The sequence below is a fragment of the Kribbella sp. NPDC054772 genome (assembly GCF_053611945.1).
The window spans coordinates 189632-208856 of record NZ_JBSHBJ010000003.1; the positions used below are offsets into that span (position 1 = coordinate 189632).

16 protein-coding genes are annotated in these 19225 nt (G+C 68.2%); 10 read left to right on the plus strand and 6 right to left on the minus strand.

Features of this window, described 5'->3' with window-relative positions:
* Positions 1–52 precede the first annotated feature (52 nt).
* Positions 53–3811, plus strand: a complete 3759-nt coding sequence (locus ACWGID_RS06375; RefSeq protein WP_452195023.1) for an Ig-like domain-containing protein — start codon at positions 53–55, stop codon at positions 3809–3811.
* A gap of 69 nt (positions 3812–3880) precedes the next feature.
* Here ACWGID_RS06375 and ACWGID_RS06380 read toward each other — a convergent pair whose 3' ends face one another.
* Both ACWGID_RS06380 and ACWGID_RS06385 read right to left on the minus strand, forming a co-directional pair.
* A complete protein-coding gene (locus ACWGID_RS06380; RefSeq protein WP_452195024.1) occupies positions 3881–4135 on the minus strand; it encodes a PLDc N-terminal domain-containing protein in 255 nt (84 codons plus the stop codon).
* Positions 4132–5622 carry a M1 family metallopeptidase gene (locus ACWGID_RS06385; protein WP_452195026.1) on the minus strand — a complete coding sequence of 497 codons (1491 nt, stop codon included), beginning with the start codon at positions 5620–5622 and terminating at the stop codon, positions 4132–4134. Before ACWGID_RS06385 ends, ACWGID_RS06380 begins: the two co-directional genes overlap by 4 nt.
* Positions 5623–5735: 113 nt before the next feature.
* On the opposite strand from ACWGID_RS06385, the gene ACWGID_RS06390 reads away from it, so the two are divergent.
* From ACWGID_RS06390 to ACWGID_RS06400, 3 genes are all read left to right on the plus strand, one after another.
* Positions 5736–6848, plus strand: a complete 1113-nt coding sequence (locus tag ACWGID_RS06390; protein WP_452195028.1) for a sensor histidine kinase — start codon at positions 5736–5738, stop codon at positions 6846–6848.
* Positions 6845–7489 (plus strand): response regulator, encoded by a 645-nt coding sequence (locus ACWGID_RS06395; protein ID WP_452195029.1) that lies wholly within the window; start codon positions 6845–6847, stop codon positions 7487–7489. The genes ACWGID_RS06390 and ACWGID_RS06395 overlap by 4 nt, the downstream gene beginning before the upstream one ends.
* Positions 7490–7560: 71 nt before the next feature.
* Positions 7561–8985, plus strand: a complete 1425-nt coding sequence (locus ACWGID_RS06400; protein WP_452195031.1) for a M1 family metallopeptidase — start codon at positions 7561–7563, stop codon at positions 8983–8985.
* Here ACWGID_RS06400 and ACWGID_RS06405 read toward each other — a convergent pair.
* Positions 8982–9545, minus strand: a complete 564-nt coding sequence (locus ACWGID_RS06405) for a TetR/AcrR family transcriptional regulator (protein ID WP_452195033.1) — start codon at positions 9543–9545, stop codon at positions 8982–8984. The two genes, ACWGID_RS06400 and ACWGID_RS06405, sit on opposite strands and share 4 nt — an antisense overlap.
* Positions 9546–9613: 68 nt before the next feature.
* Here ACWGID_RS06405 and ACWGID_RS06410 point away from each other — a divergent pair, with 68 nt between their 5' ends.
* The 5 genes from ACWGID_RS06410 (at position 9614) to ACWGID_RS06430 (ending at position 14005) form a co-directional block, all read left to right on the plus strand.
* Positions 9614–9988, plus strand: a complete 375-nt coding sequence (locus ACWGID_RS06410; RefSeq protein WP_452195035.1) for a DUF4345 domain-containing protein — start codon at positions 9614–9616, stop codon at positions 9986–9988.
* A 16-nt stretch (positions 9989–10004) separates the two neighbouring features.
* Entirely contained in the window at positions 10005–10694 is a 690-nt protein-coding gene (locus ACWGID_RS06415; protein ID WP_452195037.1) for a FadR/GntR family transcriptional regulator, read from the plus strand.
* An 11-nt stretch (positions 10695–10705) separates the two neighbouring features.
* Positions 10706–11434: a creatininase family protein gene (locus ACWGID_RS06420; RefSeq protein ID WP_452195039.1), complete on the plus strand. Its 729-nt coding sequence runs from the start codon at positions 10706–10708 to the stop codon at positions 11432–11434.
* 91 nt (positions 11435–11525) lie between these two features.
* Positions 11526–12476, plus strand: coding sequence for an alpha/beta hydrolase family esterase (locus ACWGID_RS06425; protein ID WP_452195040.1), 951 nt, complete (start codon positions 11526–11528; stop codon positions 12474–12476).
* Positions 12473–14005: an AbgT family transporter gene (locus ACWGID_RS06430; protein WP_452195042.1), complete on the plus strand. Its 1533-nt coding sequence runs from the start codon at positions 12473–12475 to the stop codon at positions 14003–14005. The genes ACWGID_RS06425 and ACWGID_RS06430 overlap by 4 nt, the downstream gene beginning before the upstream one ends.
* Before the next feature lie 561 nt (positions 14006–14566).
* Here ACWGID_RS06430 and ACWGID_RS06435 read toward each other — a convergent pair.
* Together ACWGID_RS06435 and ACWGID_RS06440 are read right to left on the minus strand one after the other, a co-directional pair.
* A complete protein-coding gene (locus ACWGID_RS06435) occupies positions 14567–15145 on the minus strand; it encodes an isochorismatase family protein (protein WP_452195044.1) in 579 nt (192 codons plus the stop codon).
* A 76-nt stretch (positions 15146–15221) separates the two neighbouring features.
* The gene (locus tag ACWGID_RS06440) at positions 15222–16001 is read right to left on the minus strand and encodes an SDR family NAD(P)-dependent oxidoreductase (protein WP_452195046.1); all 780 of its coding nucleotides are present in this window, start codon (positions 15999–16001) and stop codon (positions 15222–15224) included.
* 176 nt (positions 16002–16177) lie between these two features.
* Between ACWGID_RS06440 and ACWGID_RS06445 the strand changes: the two genes are divergently transcribed.
* The gene (locus ACWGID_RS06445; protein ID WP_452195048.1) at positions 16178–17725 is read left to right on the plus strand and encodes a fibronectin type III domain-containing protein; all 1548 of its coding nucleotides are present in this window, start codon (positions 16178–16180) and stop codon (positions 17723–17725) included.
* A 2-nt stretch (positions 17726–17727) separates the two neighbouring features.
* On the opposite strand, the gene ACWGID_RS06450 is transcribed toward ACWGID_RS06445, so the two are convergent.
* Positions 17728–19125, minus strand: a complete 1398-nt coding sequence (locus ACWGID_RS06450) for an alpha/beta fold hydrolase (protein WP_452195049.1) — start codon at positions 19123–19125, stop codon at positions 17728–17730.
* Between the last annotated feature and the right edge of the window lie 100 nt (positions 19126–19225).

A 19225-nucleotide genomic window follows, 5' to 3' on the forward strand; every position in this document is an offset into this window, starting at 1 on the left:
AGGGGAACTTGTAAGTAGGTGTAATCGATAATCGACCAAAGGATGTTCTGCGATGAAGCGATATCTGGCAGCCGTGCTTGCCGCCGGTCTGCTGGCGACCGCAACTCCAGCGGTAGCCGCCACTACCGGCCCGGGCCCACGCGCCCTCTACGTCTCGACCACCGGCGACGATCACAACCGGGGAAGCATCGACAAGCCGCTCCGGACCCTGGAAGGCGCCCGCGACGCGATCCGCACGCTCAAGAAGGCGCACCTGCCCAAGGGAGGTGTGACCGTCTACCTGCGCCAGGGCAGCTACCAGCGCAGTGCGACCTTCGCCCTCACCGATCAGGACTCCGGCACCGCGGACTCCCCGATCACCTACAAGTCCTACCCCGGCGAGACCGCGACCCTCACCGGCGGCACCCAACTCCCGTACGACGGATTCGCGCCGGTGACCGACGAGTCGGTGCTCGACCGGGTGGTCGACAAGTCCGCCCGCCCGAAGATCCTCCAGGTCGACCTCCGCGCGCTCGGCCTCACCGACTACGGCGAGGTCAGCCGGCACGGCTACTGGCACGCGAACGACGTCAGCAAGACCCCGCCGATGGAGTTGTACGTCGACGGCGAAGGCCAGACGCTCGCCCGCTGGCCGAACAACGGCACCGTGCAGATGAACAAGATCATCGATCCGGGCCCGACCCACAACGACCCGGACCTCCAGGATCGCGGCGGCACATTCAGCTACAGCTACGACCGCCCGAAGTACTGGACCCAGGCCAAGGACATCTGGCTGGACGGGATCTTCGGGTACAGCTGGGAGTGGTCGTTCAACAAGATCCAGTCCATCGACACCACCGCCAAGACGATCACCCTGCGGTACGGCGAGATGTCCGGGCTGATGAAGTCCTGGTTCCCGGACTTCCACTTCGCGCAGAACCTGCTCGAGGAACTGGACGCGCCGGGCGAGTACTACATCGACCGCGACAAGGGCGTGCTCTACCTGGTGCCGAACGCGTCCTTCCTCGCCAAGCGCGGCGCGGTCACCGTGACGACCCTCGACGAGCCGATGATCCGCACCGACAACACGTCGTACGTGACGTTCGACGACCTGGTGATGGAGTACGGGCGTGCCACAGCGGCGGTCATCCTCGGCGGCAGTCATGTCACCGTCTCGCGCAGCGACATCCGCAACTTCACCGACGGCGGCGTCCTGATCAACTCGCCTGGCCGCTATACGTACGACGGTATTCCGGTGAACCGTGGCGGGACCGACCACGCGATCGTGTCCACCGAGCTCAGTCACATCGGCGGTGTCCCGGTCGTGCTGCAGGGCGGGAACAAGACCACTCTCGCGCCCGGCCGGAACAGGGTGCAGAACTCGCACATCCACGACTTCGCCTACTACCACAAGGCCTACAACGCCGGTGTGATGTTCGACGGCGTCGGCAACATTGCCCGGGGCAACGAGATTCACGACGCACCGCATCCGGGCATTATCGTGCAGGGGAACGACCAGCTGATCGAGGACAACGAGATCTACGACGTCTGCAAGACGTTCCAGGATCTCGGCGCGATCTACATGAACGCCGGGTCGACACCGCAGCAGCGCGGCAACGTGTTCCGGCGGAACTACTTCCACGACATCGGCAAGGGCCGCGCCGGCGTCGAGGGCATCTACGCCGACAACCTCACGATGGGCCTGACCATCGACCAGAACGTCTTCGCCGACATGGGCAACGACGCGGTGAAGAGCGGGTCCGGTGACTACGTGACCGCGACGAACAATATCTTTGTCGACACGAAGGTGCCCTACGACAACTACGAGATGTGGATGGGTAACCAGGAGGGCAACGTCGTCGACCGGTCGTACATGCCGGCCTGGAAGAAACTCTTCGCCGACAACAACAACTTCGAAGGGACGCCGTACCTGACGAAGTACCCCGAGCTCGGGCACTTCTTCGAGGACAACCACTACTACCCGGCGAACAACAGGTTCGCGAAGAACCTGGTCTGGAACCCGACACTCGCCCGGCAGTCCGACGTGAACGCGAACGGCGCGCGGGACGTGAAGAACCTGCTGAACTACGCCGACAACTGGGTCACGACCGATGATCCGGGGTTCGTCGACTGGCAGAAGGGCGACTTCCGGCTGCGCGCGGACGCCCCGGTCTTCGACCACATCCCGGGCTTCCAGGCGATCGCGTTCGACCGGATCGGAACCCACGGGCATGTCGGGCAGACGCGGACACCGGAGACCATCCCGCTGGAGTCGGTGGCGTTCCCGTCCAGCGACCTCTCGATCGACCTCGGCGACCAGGTCCCGTTCGCGGCGGCCGCCGTACCGTGGAACAGCACGAACGCCGCGGCCACCTACACGTCCAGCGATCCGACGATCGCGACGATCGACGCGAACGGGCTCGTCACCGCGGTCGCGCCGGGAACGGCGACGCTCACGGCGACCTCGAAGGCCGATCCGGCGATCAAGGACGAGGCGAACCTCGTGGTCCACGAGGGCGACGGCGTACTGCACTACACCGACTTCGAGTCGGGCGCGAACGGGTGGCCCGTCGACGGCAACCGCAATGTGGTCGACGACGGCTCGGGGAACCACGTGTACCGGATCGTCAACGGTGCCAACGCGCAGCTCCCGCGGGACTTCACCGAGTACGTTCTCGACTTCACGGTGACGACTCCCGCGGACCTGCCCGACGGCGCGGTCATGCTGGTCTACGACCGGACCGGGACCACCCCGGGCGGCTACATCAGGTATCGCCACCTGGCCTCGGGTCCTGTCTGGACGATCTACGACAGCAAGTGGGCGGTCATCCAGCAAGTGACCCTCGGCGCGGACGCGGCCTTCATGCCGGGGACGACGTACGCGGTCAAGGTCGCGGTCCAGCCGGGCGGGATCAAGGTGCTGGTGAACGGCCAGCAGGTCGTCGCCGGAGCGAACCCTGCTCCCGCGGCCGCCGGCAAGGTCGGCTTCTACGTCTCTGGCGTGAGCCGGTTGGACTTCGACAACGTCGGCTTCTCGATCGTCTCCACCCAGGTCAGCGGCATCGACCTCGGTACGACGCAACTCGCCCTCGAAACCGGTGAACGCCGGACCGTCGAGGCCACCGTCTCGCCGGCCGGCGCGTCGGACACGAGACTGGCCTGGACCTCCGACACCCCGGGGGTGGCGACCGTCGACAGCACCGGGAAGATCACCGCGGTCGCGGCCGGTACGGCGACCGTGAAGGCCACCTCGGTGTCCAACCCGGCCGTCTCCGCGACGCTGGCCGTCACGGTCCAGGACGGCCAGTACGCCGTCACCGACCTGACCACGCAGCTCTCGGACCAGGTGAACTGGACGACCTCGCCGAACCTGGACTTCAGCCAGGGCACGGTGCGGGCGACCGGCGAGGGCGTGTTCGGATACAAGGCCCAGAAGTTCGGTGACGGGCTGCTCCGGTTCAAGGCCGAGGTCGGTGCGTTCGCCGGCGGCTGGTACGGATTCCAGGTGCGCTCGCATGAGACCGGAGTACCGGCCTGGCAGAACTCGAACACCGGGTACCTGGTGGTGATCAAGGAGGACACCATCGAGCTGCAGAGCTGGACACCCGGGCAGACGCTGCTCGACGTGATCCCGAACGACGTGATCGCGCCGAACAGTACCCACGACATCGCGTTCGGCACGAGCGGCGGCAATCGTGTGGTGCTCAAGGTCGACGGCAGAACGGTGTGGAGCCAGCTCGACACCAAGGCCAACAACCCGATCGGTGCCGACGGCTACTTCAACCTCTACAACTACGCCAAGGGCAACCCGATCCGGCTGCTCCCCGCGTAGTCCTCGCGGCACCCGGTCTCTGTCCGCTCCATGACGGAGACCGCGGGCGGGGGCGGCGGCGTCCATGGGTCACACCGCCGCCGACAACTGGGAGTTCCGCTTGCCAACCATGAACCAGAGCAGGCTCCCGATGAACGGTGCCATCACAATGAACACGATCCACACCAGCTTCATCCCGGCCGTTGCCGAGGAGAACAAGGCGCTGAAGAAGGCGCCGACGACGAGTAGGACGTAAGCGATCAGGATGCCGACCAGCAGTGCGGCTCCCACGACCCCGAAGGTCTGGTCGGTCGTGCTGCTGGCGGCGATCTCGGTGAGCATCATTTGGCTGCCTTTGCTGGAGTGCTGTGCCAGTCCGGGTGGCCCGGCATCGGAGGGGTGGTGGCGCCGTAGATCCAGGCGCGGAAGTACTGCGTGAGGTCGCGGCCGCTGACCTGGTTGGCGACGTCGATGTAGTCCTGGGTGCTCGCGTTGCGGTCGCGGTACCGGTCGAAGAAGGTCTGCTCGATCCGGTGGAACGTGGCGTCGCCGACCAGGGTGTTGAGACCGGTGAGCATCAGCTGACCGGGCACGTCGGTGTCGAAGAGCAGCCCGAACGGAGCCTTGACCCGACCCATCGGACCGGAGTCGGTGCGGTGCTGCTGGTCCTGCTCGTAGAGTTCCTTGAGCTCCTTGGTCAGATCGATCTGGCCGCGCGCCGCGGCGTACTTGCGCTCGTAGTACCGCGCGTGGCCTTCGCTGATCCACATGTCGTCCCAGCTGCGGACGGCGACCGCGTCACCGAAGTACTGGTGCGTCATCTCGTGGACGAGAGTCGAGGACTCCTGCGCGGGCGGGAGCGAGAGACCGGCGCCGAACGTGGATAGCGTGGTGGTCTCCAGCGCGACACCGTCGTACGGGCTCGCGAGACCGAGGACGCCGTACTGCTCGAAGGGGAACGGGCGGCCGATCTGCCGCTCGAGCCACCCGAGCTGCGCCGGTGTCTCGCGGGCAGTCACCTCCATCGCGTCCGTGAACGTGTGCCCCTGGAGCGCGGCGAGCGCGAGATAGCTGCGCACCGGCAACTGCTGCGGCCCGGTCTGCCGCACTTCACGGAACTTGCCGACGGCAATCGGTAGGACGTCCGTCGGGACGGGGTGATCGGTCCGGTACACCCAGGTCGTGTCGCCGCCATGCACGTACTTCGTGATCAGCCGCCCGCCCGACAGCCCCATCCGGTCGCTCGGCGGGGAGATCCGGACCGTGAACCGGGCCTTGTCGCTCGGGTGATCGTTCGACGGGAAGGCGAGGTGCGCGCGGTCCGGCTGGCTCATCACCGCGAACCCGTCCGCGGTGTTGTTCCAGAACTCCATCGGGTACGGCGTCCCCGCGGGCCAGTGCATACTCGCCGGCGCCGGGTTCAGCGCGCGGTCGGCCGTGTACACCACTCGCACGCTGAACGGCACGTGGTCGGGCAACGCCCGCGCCGGCGTGACGGTCAGCTTCTCGCCCGCCTGTGAGAACGTCGCCGGCCGGCCGTTGACGGTCACCGACGAGATCGCCTGCCCGACCGAGTCGAGCCCGAACCGGGACAGCTCCTGCGTGGCCACCGCGCGTATCGTCACCACCCCCGGCATCTTGGTCGTCCCGACCCGATACCCGAGGCTGATGTCGTAGCTCTGCGCGTCGTACCCACCGTTACCGAGCCCGGGGAACAGCCGGTCGCCCAGATCTTCCGCGCCGGGCGTCGCCGCCTGCGCGGTGCTCACGCCGAGCGGGAGCAGCACGATGGTTGCCGCGAGCAAACTGCCGATCCGTCGTCTGGTTGCCATGTCCCCAAGAGTTCCGGATTCCGCCCCTCGAAACATCGGTCGCAGGGCTCGAACTTGGGTACTACCAAAGTGTTAATCCACGGTCGTTTCGTCGCAGGCCCTACGGTGGTGTCATGCGGCTCGAGTGGTGGGACGGCAAGCTCCGGACACTCCTGTTCGACATCGTGTTCGCCGCGGCGGTAACCGCGGGCATGTCGCTCGACATCACGAACAACGGCACCCTGCACTGGTACGGCGCGGTGTTCCTCGGCGTCCTGTTCCTCGGGATGCTGGTCCGCCGCCGGTTCCCGCTGCTCTTCGTCGCGGTCGCACCGGTCAGCCAGGTGTTCCCGAGTGTGCCGGTGACGATCTCGGCGTACACGACGGCGAGCCGCAAGGGACTGCATTGGCAGACCGCGGTGTCCGCGGTCGTCGGTGCGGTGGTGATCGTCATCTGGCCGGTCCCCGGCCGCGCGAACCTGACATGGGGCGAGCAGGCGGCCTCGGTCGTGCTGTTCGTCGGCGGGCCGATTCTGCTCGGGCTCTGGGTCTATCAGCGGCGTGCCCTCCTCGTCGCCCTCCAGGACCGGGCCGAACAGGCCGAGCGCGAGCGCGACCTGCGCTCCGAGCGTGCGGTGACCGCCGAGCGCCGCCGGATCGCGCGCGAGATGCACGACGTGGTCGCGCACCGGGTGAGCGCGATCGCCTTGCAGTCCGGCGCGCTGACCATGACCGCGCCGGACGAGCAGACCGAGCAGGTCGCCGAGGTGATCCGCAAGACCAGTACGGCGGCCCTCACCGAGCTCCGCGAGATCCTCCAGGTGCTGCGCGACGAGCTGCCGGGGGAGCCGGGGCACGTCGCGCCGTCGATCGGTGCCGTCCCGGTGCTGGTCGCGGATGCGGTCACGACCGGGCAGGTGGTCGAGCTGGAGGTCCCGGACCCGGTCCCCGAGGTGCCGTCGGCGGTCGGACGGGCGGCGTACCGGATCGTGCAGGAAGCGTTGACGAATGCAGCCAAGCACGCGCCCGGCGTACCGGTGACGGTCAGGATCGTTGTCGACGGCGACGAGTTGACGGTCGAGGTGACGAATCCCCGGAGCGTCGCGAGCATCGCCGTACCGGGGTCGGGGTACGGCTTGCTCGGGATGCGGGAACGGGTCTCACTGGCAGGCGGTCGGCTGGAGACCGGGTGGGTCGGTGGGACGTTCAGAGTCGGTGCGGCGTTCGGGCTGAAGGCGGCGGAATGATCAAGGTGTTGCTCCTCGACGACGAGGAACTGGTCCGGAACGGCATCCGGCTGATCCTGCAGGCGGGTGGCACCGCCGAGGTCGTTGCCGAGGACACCGATGGAGCGCGGGTCGTGGAGTTGGTCGAGAAGCACTCGCCCGACCTGGTGCTGACCGATATCCAGATGCCGACGGTGAACGGCATCGAGGTCACGCGTCGCGTCAACGCCTTGAGCGAGCCACCGCCCGTGGTGATCCTGACGACCTTCGACCTGGACGAGTATGTGTACGAGGCGTTGCAGGCCGGGGCGACCGGATTCCTGCTGAAGGACACGGCGCCGAGAGCTCTGGTGGACGCGGTCGGACAGGCTGCCCGGGGTGATTCCATGCTGTCGCCGAGCATCACGAAGCGACTCATCACCGCTTACACGACCAACCCTCGCGAGGTCACGCCCAAGGGTGAGGTGCTGGGTGAACTCACGCCACGCGAGCGGGATGTCGCGGTCGCGGTGGCCGAGGGGCTGAGCAACGCCGAGATCGCCCGCCGGCTGGAGCTTCGGGAGTCGACGGTGAAGGTACACATCACGCACATCATGGCGAAGCTCGACGTACCGAACCGGACCAAGATCGCCCTCCTCGTCCATGATGCCGGGCTCGCCTAAGACCAAAGGACTACGAACGTGTCGACCTGAGACCGATGTCCAGGGGTCGTGGCTTGTCTAGATTTCAAGGCATGTTGAAGATAGTTGCCCTCGCCGGGCTGGCCGCCGCCGTCGGACTCGTGCCAGCCGTCGGGATCGGGGACAAGGTGTGGCCGGAGCTCGGCAACACCGGGTACGACGTGGTGGGCCAGCAGCTCGCGGTGCGGTTCAACCAGAAGCTGACCGCGTACACCGCGAGCACGACGCTCACCGGCCGAGCGACGCAGAAGCTGACCGCGTTCGACCTCGACCTGCTCGGCCCGAAGGTGACCGGCGTCGACGTCAATGGCGTGCGAGCGGCCTGGAAGACCACACCGGAAGGTGAGCTGGTGGTCACCCCGGAGCGACCCGTTCGCGACCACGCGCGCTTCGTGGTGAAGGTCGACGTACGCAACGACCTACCGGATGCGGCGGAGAGCAAGTCCTACCCGTCCGGACTGTTGCGGCACGACGGGTGGGTGCAAGCCGTCAACCAGCCGGCCGGGGCGCGCCGGATCCTCGCGGTCAGCGACCATCCCGCGCAGAAGGCACCGGCCACGATCTCGGTCACCGCTCCGAGCTCGCTCAACTCGATTGCCAACGGCAAACTTCTCAGCACGGTCAAGGGCACCACCTACACGACCCGGGTCTTCCGTGAGCAGCGCAAACTCGCGACCGAGCTGCTCCAGATCGGTGTCGGCCCGTTCACGGTGCTGCACAGCAAGGGCCCACACGGTCTGGACATGAGGTACGCCGTACCGACCGCGCAGCTCGCCGACATCAAGCCGCAGCTCACGTCGTTCGACACGTCGATCCGCTTCCTCGAGGCACGACTCGGCCGGTTCCCGGGCGCGGAGGCCGGGTCGTACATCACGCCGATGGGCGGCGAACTGGAGACGCAGGGTCTCACGCTGATGACCGCCGACGCGATGACCAAGAAGGGCTTCGAGGAGAACGGGACCGACGCGGTCGTCCTGCACGAGGTCGCGCACGAATGGTTCGGCAACTCGGTCTCCCCGCGCCGCTGGTCCGACCTGTGGCTGAACGAGGGCCACGCCGTCTTCTACCAGAACGTGTACGCCGAGGGCCGGTACGGCGCGAGTCAGGAGAAGTCGATGCGGGACTCGTACGAGAACTACGGTGACAAGCTCTTCGCCAACGGCCCGATCGCGGATCCCGATCCGAAGACGCTCACCGGTGATCTGGCGAACCTGCGACCGTACTCCACCGCGGCGTACTCCGGTGGCGCGCTGACGCTGTACGCGCTGCAGCAGAAGGTCGGGACGACGACGTTCAACGCCATCGAGCGTGCCTGGGTGCACCGCTACGCCAACTCGACCGCGGGCACCGAGGACTTCATCCGGACCGCTTCGGACGTGGCCGGAACCGACCTGGCGCCGTTCCTCCACTCGTGGCTCTATGGCACGCACCTCCCGCCGATGCCCGGGCATCCGGACTGGAAACCGGGGAAGCCCTAGGCGAGCGCCGCGAGAAGCGTCGACGTACAGATCCGGCGGAGCTCGGCGCGGCTGCAGTGCGGGGCGATCAGCCAGTCGACCGTGAGCAGCCGAACGAAGACCAGCCAGCTCTGCAGGATGCTCGAGGTCAGGGCACGCCGCTCGCCGGCCAGGTTGGTTGCTTCGAGCACGCGTTCGCGCAGGACGGACAGTTCGTCGGAGATGATCGCCTGGATAGCGGGGTCGCCGGCGAGCGTCCGGTTGGCGGCGATCACCGTGGCCCGGTTCGCCTCGAAGTAGTCGAAGTGCGCGTCGAGCCCCGCCTCGATCTGCTCGGGCAGCGGCCGGTCGGACGTCAGGTGGACCTGGTCGAGCAGCCGGTCCGCCGCGCGCTGGTAGACGGCCGCGAACAGGTCACGCTTGGTGGCGAAGTACTGGTAGAGCAGTGCCCGCGAAACCTCGGCGTACCGGGCGACCTCCTCCATCGCGACATCGTCGTACCCGCGCCGGGCGAACAACTGCTCGCCGGCGTCGATGAGCTCGGCGCGCCGTTCCTCCGGCCGCAGCCTCCGTCGTGGCATGCCCGAAGTCTAGTGGACAGGTGTCTAGTAACCTCACTAATAGACAGTCGTCTACTAAGGGGTGCGGAATGCTGAAGTGGTTGATGCTCACGCTCGGGGCCGCGTGCGTGCTGATCGGGATCGCCCATGTCGCGGCCGGTATTCATTCCGAGCCCGGGCTGGCCGGGGCCGGGCCGACGGTGGACAGTCGGGAGCGGTTCTACGGCGCAATCTTCGCCGGCTACGGACTCGCCTGCATCTGGGTGGTCCGCCGCGCACCGATCGACAAGGTGCTGGTCAACTGGCTGGCCGGGATCTTCCTGCTCGGCGGGGTCGGGCGACTGCTGTCCTGGGCGATCGAGGGGCGGCCGCACTGGTTCCAGTTGCCGCTGACGGCGCTCGAACTCGTCGTACCGCTGATCATTTTTGGCTTGGCGCGAGGGCTTGACCAGCGGAAAGGCTAAGTGATTTAGTCAGTTTGTGACTTACTCAGCATCTGAGGCGCTGCCCAGCCTGTCCGACCGGTTGACCGAGTCGATCCTCGGCATCATCCGGGACGGCGGGCTGCGGCCGGGCGACGCGATCCCGTCGGCCCGTGAGCTGGCGAAACGGTTCGCGATCACCACGCCGACCGTGCGCGAGGCGCTCCGGAAGCTCGAGGCCACCGGCGCGGTCGAGTTCCGGCACGGGTCCGGGACGTACGTCGGTCCGACGATCAACAACGTCGTACTGGCGAATCCGCATCGGCCGCCGATCACCAAGGACTCCGTGCTGCAGTTGATCGGCGCGCGCCTGGTGATCGAGCCGGCTGTCGCCGCCCAGTCCGCCGTGGCGCGGCAGCCGGAGAACCTGGAGCGCCTGGAGGCTGCGGTCACCAACGCCCTGGTCCCGCCCGGTGGGCCGGCGTTCGCGCTGAACTTCCACATCGAGCTCGCGGCCGCGTCCGGCAACCCGTTGCTGCACGAGGTGCTCGCGTCGCTGCTGAAGGTCCGGGTCCGCGAGCAGCAGCAGATCCGCGCGCTGTACGACAACCGCGAGCGCGACCACGAGGAACACCAGGCGATCGTCGAGGCGGTCCGCGCGCAGGACGCCGTACAGGCCGAGCGGCTGACCCGCGAGCACCTGGACAACATCCGTCAAGCCGTCGAAGCCGCCCCGGAGTTCTCATGAGACTCGCCGAGATGACGACCGACGAAGCACTCGAGGCCGTCCGCACCGCGCCACTGGTGATCATTCCGGTCGGCGCGCAGGAACAACACGGTGGCGGGATGGCGATGTCCACCGACACCGTCCGCGCGGTCGGCGTCGCCGAGCGGGTCGCCGAACGACTGGCCGGCCGGGCGGTGATCGCCCCGCCCGTCCCGTACGGCGTCTCGCCGCACCACATGGCCTTCGCCGGGACGATGACGTTGTCCCCGGCAACTTTCCTCCAGGTACTCCGGGACCTCGTCGCCAGCCTGCGTGAACACGGCTGGAAGCAGTTCCTGGTGATCACCGGGCACGGCGGGAACAACGCCGCGCTGTCCGTGCTCGCGCAGGAGTACGTCCGCGGCGACGTGACGTTCGCCTGGACCCCGGTCACGTCCGTGGTGTCGGACCTCATCACCGACGTCGGCGCGGTCCACGGTCACGCCGGTGAAGCGGAGACCGCGCAGATGCTCTATCTCGCCCCGGAACTGGTTCAGGCGGATCGCCTGGAGCCGGGCGCGTTGACGCTCGAGGAGCTCACCGTTCCGGCCCGACTGGCCCGGGGGTCGCGCGGCCCGCGGCTGTCCGTCGGGTTCGACGAGTACCACAAGCGTGGTGTGCTGGGTGATCCCCGCCGCGCCACTGCAGAGGACGGCCGTCTCCTGGTGGAGACCGCCGCCGACCGGATAGCCGCCTTCGCCGACGAGTTGCTCTCGGCCTGACGCCGCACCCCGAACACTGGACCTTCGCTCAGGGAGGTCCAGGCGCGAGCCTGCCCGCCCGCAGGCCGCACGCCCCGAGGAGGGACCCCTGATGAACCTCGCACGCCCCAGAACCTCCAGCCGCACCGCCCGCAGGGTCGGCGCACTGCTGGCGGCGGCCGGCCTGGTGACCGCCGCCACCACGTTGCCGTCAGCAACCGCCGCAGCCCCAGGCAGCGCCGGGTGTGGGGCGCAAGCAGCCCCGGCCGGCGACTACACGCTGGTCTCCGGCGGCATCACCCGCACCTACCGCCTGCACGTCCCGGACAACTACCACCCGTCGAAGTCCTACCCGCTGATCGTCGTGTACCACGGTCGTGGCAAGACCGGTGCGCAGACCGAGGCGTTCTCGGGCCTCTCGAAGCTCGACGCGGTCGTTGCCTACCCCAACGGTGTGATCGGTGACGAGAACAAGCAGGCCTGGCAAGGAGCGCCGTACTCCGCCAAGGGTGTGGACGACGTGGGGTTCACCAGCGACTTGCTCGACGACCTGGAGTCGAAATACTGCGTTGACACCGATGCCGTCTACGCGACCGGCAAGTCGAACGGTGCTGGCTTCACCGGGATCGTCGCCTGTCAACTGGCGGACCGGTTCGCGGCGATCGCCCCGGTCTCCGGCGCGTTCTACATTGAGGGCACGCGTTGCGCGCCGAGCCGCCCAGTCCCGGTGCTCGACATCCACGGCACCGGCGACACGACGATCCCGTACGGCGGTGACGGCGAGCGCGACCTGCCGAGTGTGCAGACGTGGGTCCGCGACTGGGCGGTCCGTGACCACTGCAAGCAGGATCCGAAGACGAGTCAGCTCGGTGACGACGTACTGACGTTCACCTACAAGGGCTGCAGCGCCGATGTCGTGCATGTCGCGGTCACCGACGGCGGGCACACGTGGCCGGGGTCGGATTCCAGCTCGGGTCCGGGGTACGTCACCCAGACCTTCCAGGCGTCGACGCTGATCGGCGACTTCTTCAAGGCGCACACGTTCAAGGCGCACACGCGATGAGCACCGCGACCGAGACGAGGGAGCTGCCGCGCCTGGTGCGCGCGATGGCGGTCATCGAGCGGGTCGGCAACGCGCTTCCGCATCCGTTCTGGCTGTTCTGGATCCTGTCCGCGATCCTGGCGGTGGTCAGCGCGATCCTGTCGGCGCTGGACGTGTCGGTGATCTCGCCGAAGGACGGCAAGGAGGTCGCGGTCCAGAACCTGCTCTCCGGTGACGGCCTGCAGATGGCGGTCTCGACGGCGATCTCGAACTTCGCCGAGTTCCCGCCGATGGCGACGATCGTGGTCGTGATCATGGGCGTCGCGCTGGCCGAGCGCACCGGGTTCCTGCAGGCGTTGATGCGGGTCAGCGTGTCCCGGGTGCCGCAGTCGATGGTCGTGTTCGCGGTCGCGTTCGCCGGGACGATGGCGCATGTCGCGTCCGCGGCGGCGTACATCATCCTGGTGCCGCTCGGCGGGCTGGCGTTCCGCGCGGTCGGCCGATCGCCGATCCTCGGCATCGTGGTCGCGTACACCGCTATCGCCTCCGGGTATGACGCGAGTCCGATCCCAACACCGAACGACGCGATCTTCGCCGGCATCACCACCGCCGCCGCCAAGACGATCGACCCGGGCGCGCACGTGTCGGTGCTGTCGAACTGGTTCTTCAACATCGCCTCGTCGGTCCTGCTCGCGTTGGTGATCACGCTGGTGACGCGGCTGGTGCTGAGCAAGCGGACCGATCTCGACGCCGACCCGGACGCGCCGGGCGACGGTCCCGACCAGCTCGCGGTGTCGGACGCCGAGCGCAGCGGTCTGCGCCGCGCCGGGATCGTCTTCCTGGTCGCGGCCGCCGCGATCGTCGCCGTACTGATCCCGCACGGTTCACCGCTGCGCGGCAAGGACGGGAGCATCGTCGACTCCCCGTTCCTGGACGGGATCGCGATGGTCGTCGCCGTACTGTTCGGCCTGGTCGGGATCGCGTACGGCGTGACGGTGCGGAAGATCGAGCGCGCGGGCGACGTACCGAAGCTGATGGGGGAGGGGATCAAGCAGATGGCGCCGGTGCTGGTGCTGTTCTTCGCGATCGCCCAGTTCCTCGCGTACTTCGACTGGAGCAACCTCGGCGACCTGCTGTCGGCCGAGTCGGCCCGGGTCCTCGGTGATCTCGGAGCGCCGAAGGTGGTGATCTTCCTCGGCATCCTCGCGCTGCTCACGGTGATCAACGTGCTGGTCACCAGCGGGTCGGCGATGTGGGCGCTCACTGCTCCCATCCTGGTCCCGATGATGCTGCTGCTCAACGTCCCCGCCGAGACCACCCAGGCCCTCTTCCGCATCGCCGACTCGGGCTCCACCGCGATCACCCCGATGAGCCCGTACTTCGTGATGGCGCTCGGCTTCCTCCAGCGCTACCGCAAAGACGCCGGCGTCGGCACGCTAGCGTCGTACACCGTGCCCCTGGCCGTCGCAATGACCATCGCCTGGACCCTCCTGTTCCTCGCCTGGTGGGCCCTAGGCATCCCCCTCGGCCCCGGAGCCCCCGTCAGATAGCCCCCGCGCGCCGCAACGCGGGGCTCCTCCGCCGCCGTGCCGCGCGCGTCTCCCACCCACCCTCCGGCTCAGCGCCGGCACAGCTCCCGGCTGCCGCCGGACTGCTGCCGGCGACTGCCGACGAGTTGCGGCTGCCGCCGCGGGTTGACCGCCCGTTTGCTCGCGCCCGTTGGCAGAGCGCTGCCCGCCGGCGGGCACGAACGGCCTGGATGTGCTGACCTTGAACCCCGCTTGCGGACCTCGGACAAGCAATAGCCTGTCCGAGGTCCTCAGCTGCTGAGCTCACTACGTCGCCCGCAGCTGCTGCCGAGGTGCCTGGTGCCGCGGGCGACGACGGCGCTTGCTCGCCGGCCTGTTGATGGGCGGCATGTACCTCGCATCCGCCACTCACACCGAGTGGGAATGCGCGGGCAGCTGTCCGCGGGACGTTCCGTCGAAGGCGGCTGAAGGAACTGTCAGCCTGGAGCGCGGTGCATCTCCGTCGCCAACCGCGGTAGTCGTCGGTACGAGGTGCGCCCGCCGGAGGCGGTTGGAGGGCTGTCGGCGCGGAGCGGTGTCCTTTTAGGTGACGGTGATGCCGGCGTGGCGGAGGTCGGTTAGGGCTTGTTCGGTGGTGGTGGGGTGGATGCCGGCGGTGAGGTTGGTGAGGACCGTCGTGCCGAAGCCGGCCTGGCAGGCGTCGAGGGCGGTGGCGCGGACGCAGTAGTCGGTGGCGATGCCGCAGACGTCCACGTCGGTGACGCCCCGGCCGCGCAGCCAGTCGGTGAGGGCGTGGCCGCTGTCGTGGGACTTGCCCTCGAAGCCGGAGTAGGCGGCCGAGAACTCGCCCTTGTTGAAGATCGCGTCGAACGGCTGCGGGTCCAGGTTCGGGTGGAAGCTCACCCCGTCGGTGCCGGCCACACAGTGCGGCGGCCAGGAGTTCACGTAGTCGGGTTCCTTGGAGAAGTGGTCACCCGGGTCGATGTGGTGGTCCCGGGTGGCCACGACGTACTCGTACTGCCGGTCTCGCGGCTCGGCCTCGTGCCACTGGTGCAGCAGCTCGCCGATCCGGAACGCGACGTCGGCCCCGCCGGCGACGGCGAGGCTTCCGCCCTCGCAGAAGTCGTTCTGCACATCAACCACGATCAGTGCCCGGGTCATCGCGACGCTCCTTAAACCGGCGTACTCCCTGAGCCCACCGTACAAGCGTCGGAGCCGTCGGCGCCGCATTCCGATCTCATCCGGGGATGAGATCGCCGCCCGTCACGTGCAGCAGCTGACCCTGGATCGCCTTGGTCCGCGGTGACGTCAGGAACAGGATCGCGTCGGCCAGTTCGGCCGCGTCCGGTAGGTGCCGCGCCGTGAAGCCCGCCGCGATCCGCTCGAGCGCGGGCTGGGGGATGGCCCGGTGCTTGCCGTCCTCGAGCGTGATCCCGGGCAGCACGACATTGACCAGTACGCCGTCCGCGCCGAGATCGTGCTGCAGACTCGCCGCCAGGCCGTGCAGTCCGGCTTTCGCGGCGCCGTACGCCCAGGCACCCTTCATCCCGCGTTCGGCGAGGTCGGTCGAGATCAGCACCAGCCGCCCGTGCCCCGACTGCCGCAGCGCCGGCGCGACCTGCTGTACGAGGTGGAAGTTCCCCTCGAGGTTCGCCCGCAGGATTCCGGTCCACCATTCGGGGTTGGAGTCCTCGACCTTCTCCGGCCGCTCGTCGTACCCGAGCGTGCCCCAGCTGACCGCGTTCGCCACCACCGCGTCGAGCCCACCCCAGTGCTCGACGACCGACGCCACGGCCGTCTTGATCGTCTCCGGCGCCGCCAGATCCAACGGTACGACGTACGCCGCGCCGCCCGCCGCCTCGATCTCCTCGGCCACCGCCTCGGCCGCGTCCTTGCGGGAGTTGTAGGTGATCGCGACCCGCGCCCCCTCCCGCCCGTACGCGATCGCGGTGGCCCGCCCGATCCCCGATGACCCACCCGTCACCAGCACCGCCGCGTCCTTCAGTCCCAGGTCCATGACCCGTCCTTCCGTTATTCATTAGTCGGCTAAGCAGAAAACTTAGCCGACTAAAAAACTGCAGACAAGCCCCGGCTGGTTTCAGAGCAGCATGTGCTGAGCGTTATCGTTTGACGGCGCATAGTCATCAAGTCATGGGTCGGCCTTCCGCCGGAGCGGGCCCTGGGGGTTCGTTCATGAAGAAGGCTGTTCTGGCTGTTGTCACGGGTGCGGCCGTGGTTGCCGCGGCGCTGGTGCCGTCGGGGCCATCGGTGCAGGCGGCGACCGAGGACGTCGTGGTGCAGAGTGCGCCGCGGGGGTTCGGGTCGGCGCTGTCGTCGGTGCAGGAGAAGTCCTGGCAGACGAACGCGAGTGTGAACGCGCTTGCCGTCGCGGGGAACCTGGTGTTCGCGGGTGGGCTGTTCACCCGGGTGCGGCCGCCGGGGAACGCGCGCGGGGTCGGCGACGCGCCGCGGAAATACTTCGCGGTGTTCAACCGGTCGACCGGCGTACCGACGCGGTTCGCGCCGCAGGTGAACGGGCCGGTGTGGAGCGTGGCGACCTCGCTGGACGGCCGGCGGGTCGTCATCGGTGGTGACTTCACCGTCGTGGACGGAGTGCCGCGGTCGAAGGTCGCGATGTTCGATGTTGCCTCCGGCAAGCTTGTCGCCGGGTGGGACCCGGTGGTGAACTACCGGGTCGCGGCACTGCGGATCACCGGGACGACGGTGTACCTCGGTGGGTCGTTCGGCGCGGTCGACAAGCAGGCCCGCAACCGGGTCGCGGCGGTCACGATCACCAGCGGCGCGCTGCTGCCCTGGGACCCCGACGCGGACGACGACGTACACGCGATCGAGGTGTCGACCGACGGCTCGCGGGTCTTCGTGGGTGGTGGTTTCACCCGGATCGGGGGACGCGACCAGCACTCGCTCGCGATGCTGAACGCCACCACCGGCGCCGCGCTCTCGATGCCCGCCGCGGCCGCGATCCCGCCGAAGTCCGAGGAGTGCGACAGTCGGGTCAAGGACCTGGAAGTCCAAGGAAACAAGGTCTTCGCGTCCAACGCCGGCACGCACAGCGAGCAGTGCTACGACGGTGTGCTCGCCGCGGACACCAAGACCGGCAAGCTGCTCTGGCAGAGCAAGTGCCAGGGCGCGACCGAGGCGATCAAGGCGATCGGCAACTGGCTGTACAAGGGCTCGCATGCGCACGACTGCAGCGCCGACGGTGAGTTCCCGGACAAGACCGGCATGCACCACCTGCTCGTCTACAGCACGGTCACCGGCAAACTCGGCCCGTGGTTCCCGAACACCGATGCCGGCGGTACGACGCTCGTCGGTCCGTTGGCGTTCGCGTCCGGTGGCAACGACCTCTGGGCGGGTGGTGACTTCACCGAGGTGAACGGCGTACCGCAGGAAGGGCTGACGTGGTTCAGCAGCGCTCCGGGCGGTGCCGCACCGGCTCGGCCGGCCGCGCCGAAGGTCGCGAGCTCCCGGCCGAACAAGGTGACGATCGCCTTCGACACCGTGCTCGACCGGGACAACACCGCGCTGACGTACTTCGTCTACCGAGGCAGCACCCGGATCGGCAGCTGGTCGCGCTCGTCGACGTGGTGGACGAAGCCGACCGTCACGTCCGTCACCGACTCCCGGTTGACCAGCGGTCAGACGCTGGCGTACCACGTCGAGGTCAGTGACGGCCGCAACGTCCGGAAGGGCCCGTCGGTCGCGGTCCGCGTGCGCTGACCTCAGCAACGGCTCCCGCGCGCAGGTACGACGCGATCCGCAAGGTACGCGTCGATCTTCGCGCGGGCGCACTCGTTGGACAGGTAGAGCGTGTGTCCAGGGCCGTCGTGATAGATCGACCCGCTGCCCGGCACCTGGTCGATCACGCGCGTCGCGGCGTCGTACTCGCTCCAGTTACCGGCCATCAGCAGCGGCGGCAGACCATGCGGCAGCGCAGCGGGTTCGTTCTGTACCGGGACCGGCCAGCCGATGCAGGACAGCATCGACAGCTGAATGGTTCCGGCCACCCCGGTGTACGGCGCGGCAGCCTCCATCCGCCGAACCTGCCGCGCGAGCTGACGTTGACTGGTCGGATGCGGCCAATCGGTGCACTCCACGACTCCGGGCGAGGGTAGGACCGGGAACGGCGAGTTCGGCGGCGCGGGCACGAAGCCCGATGCGTCACCAGTCGTCGCGGCCTTCCGCAGCGCGGCCAGCAGCTTCGGGTACGACGCTTCGCCGCCGCGCGCCAGACTCAGACCGGTCGCCCGGATCTCGTTCCCGTCGTACGTCGTGCTTCCAGCGGGCAGCGGAGTGCGTTGCGCCCGGGCCACCACGCGCTGCCAGAGCACGGGCGCATCGGCGCAGTTTCCTTGCGTACGGCACCAATCGAAGAAGCGGGTCATGAACGTCTGCACGTCGCGGGCGAGCGCGGTGAGCTCGCGGTCCCAGTTGTTCGTGCTGTGGTTCCAGGTGCCGTCGAGGACGAGCGAACGGACGTGCTGCGGGAAGAGCCGCGCATACGTCTGCCCGATGAACCCGCCGTACGACGCCCCGTAGAAGTTCACCGTCGACTCGCCGAGTGCGCGGCGGATCGCGTCCACGTCGCGAGCGTGGCTGGCCGAGTCCATCGCCGCGAAGAGTTCGGGATCCTTCGCCTGGCATTTGGTCGCGGACGCCCGGTTCGTTGCGGCCAGTGCGTCGAATTCGGTCTGGTTCCGCGGCACTCGCGGCTGGCGGACGCCGGTCCACTCGCAAGGCAGGTTCGTGCTCAGACCGGGGGCGTTGGGTCCGCCGCGGAGATCCCAGGTGATGATGTCCATCTTCTGGCGCAGACCGGAGAAGGCCTCGCCACCGCCGTACGAGCGCATCAGGTCGATGTTGATCCCGACCGGACCGCCGAGGTTGACCAGCACGGATCCTTGGGCATTCGGAGCGGTCGCGCGCAGCCGGCCGAGCGTCAGCGTGAGTTGGCGCCCGTTCGGACGATCCCAGTCGACCGGGACCTTCAGGGTGGCGCATTCGATGCCGACGGTGCCTGGTCCGCCGGGGCATTCGCCCCAGGTGAGCGTTGGCGCGGGTGGAGTGAGGGCGCTGGTCGTCAGCAGGCCGCTCGCCGCGAGGGAGAGTAGTTTCAGCATGCCGGTCACGCTTCCGTGGATCATCCGCCGGCACATCGGACCACGGGCCGACGGACCCAGGTCCGAGGTGATCGGCCGCCGCGTCGGCTAGTTTCGACGC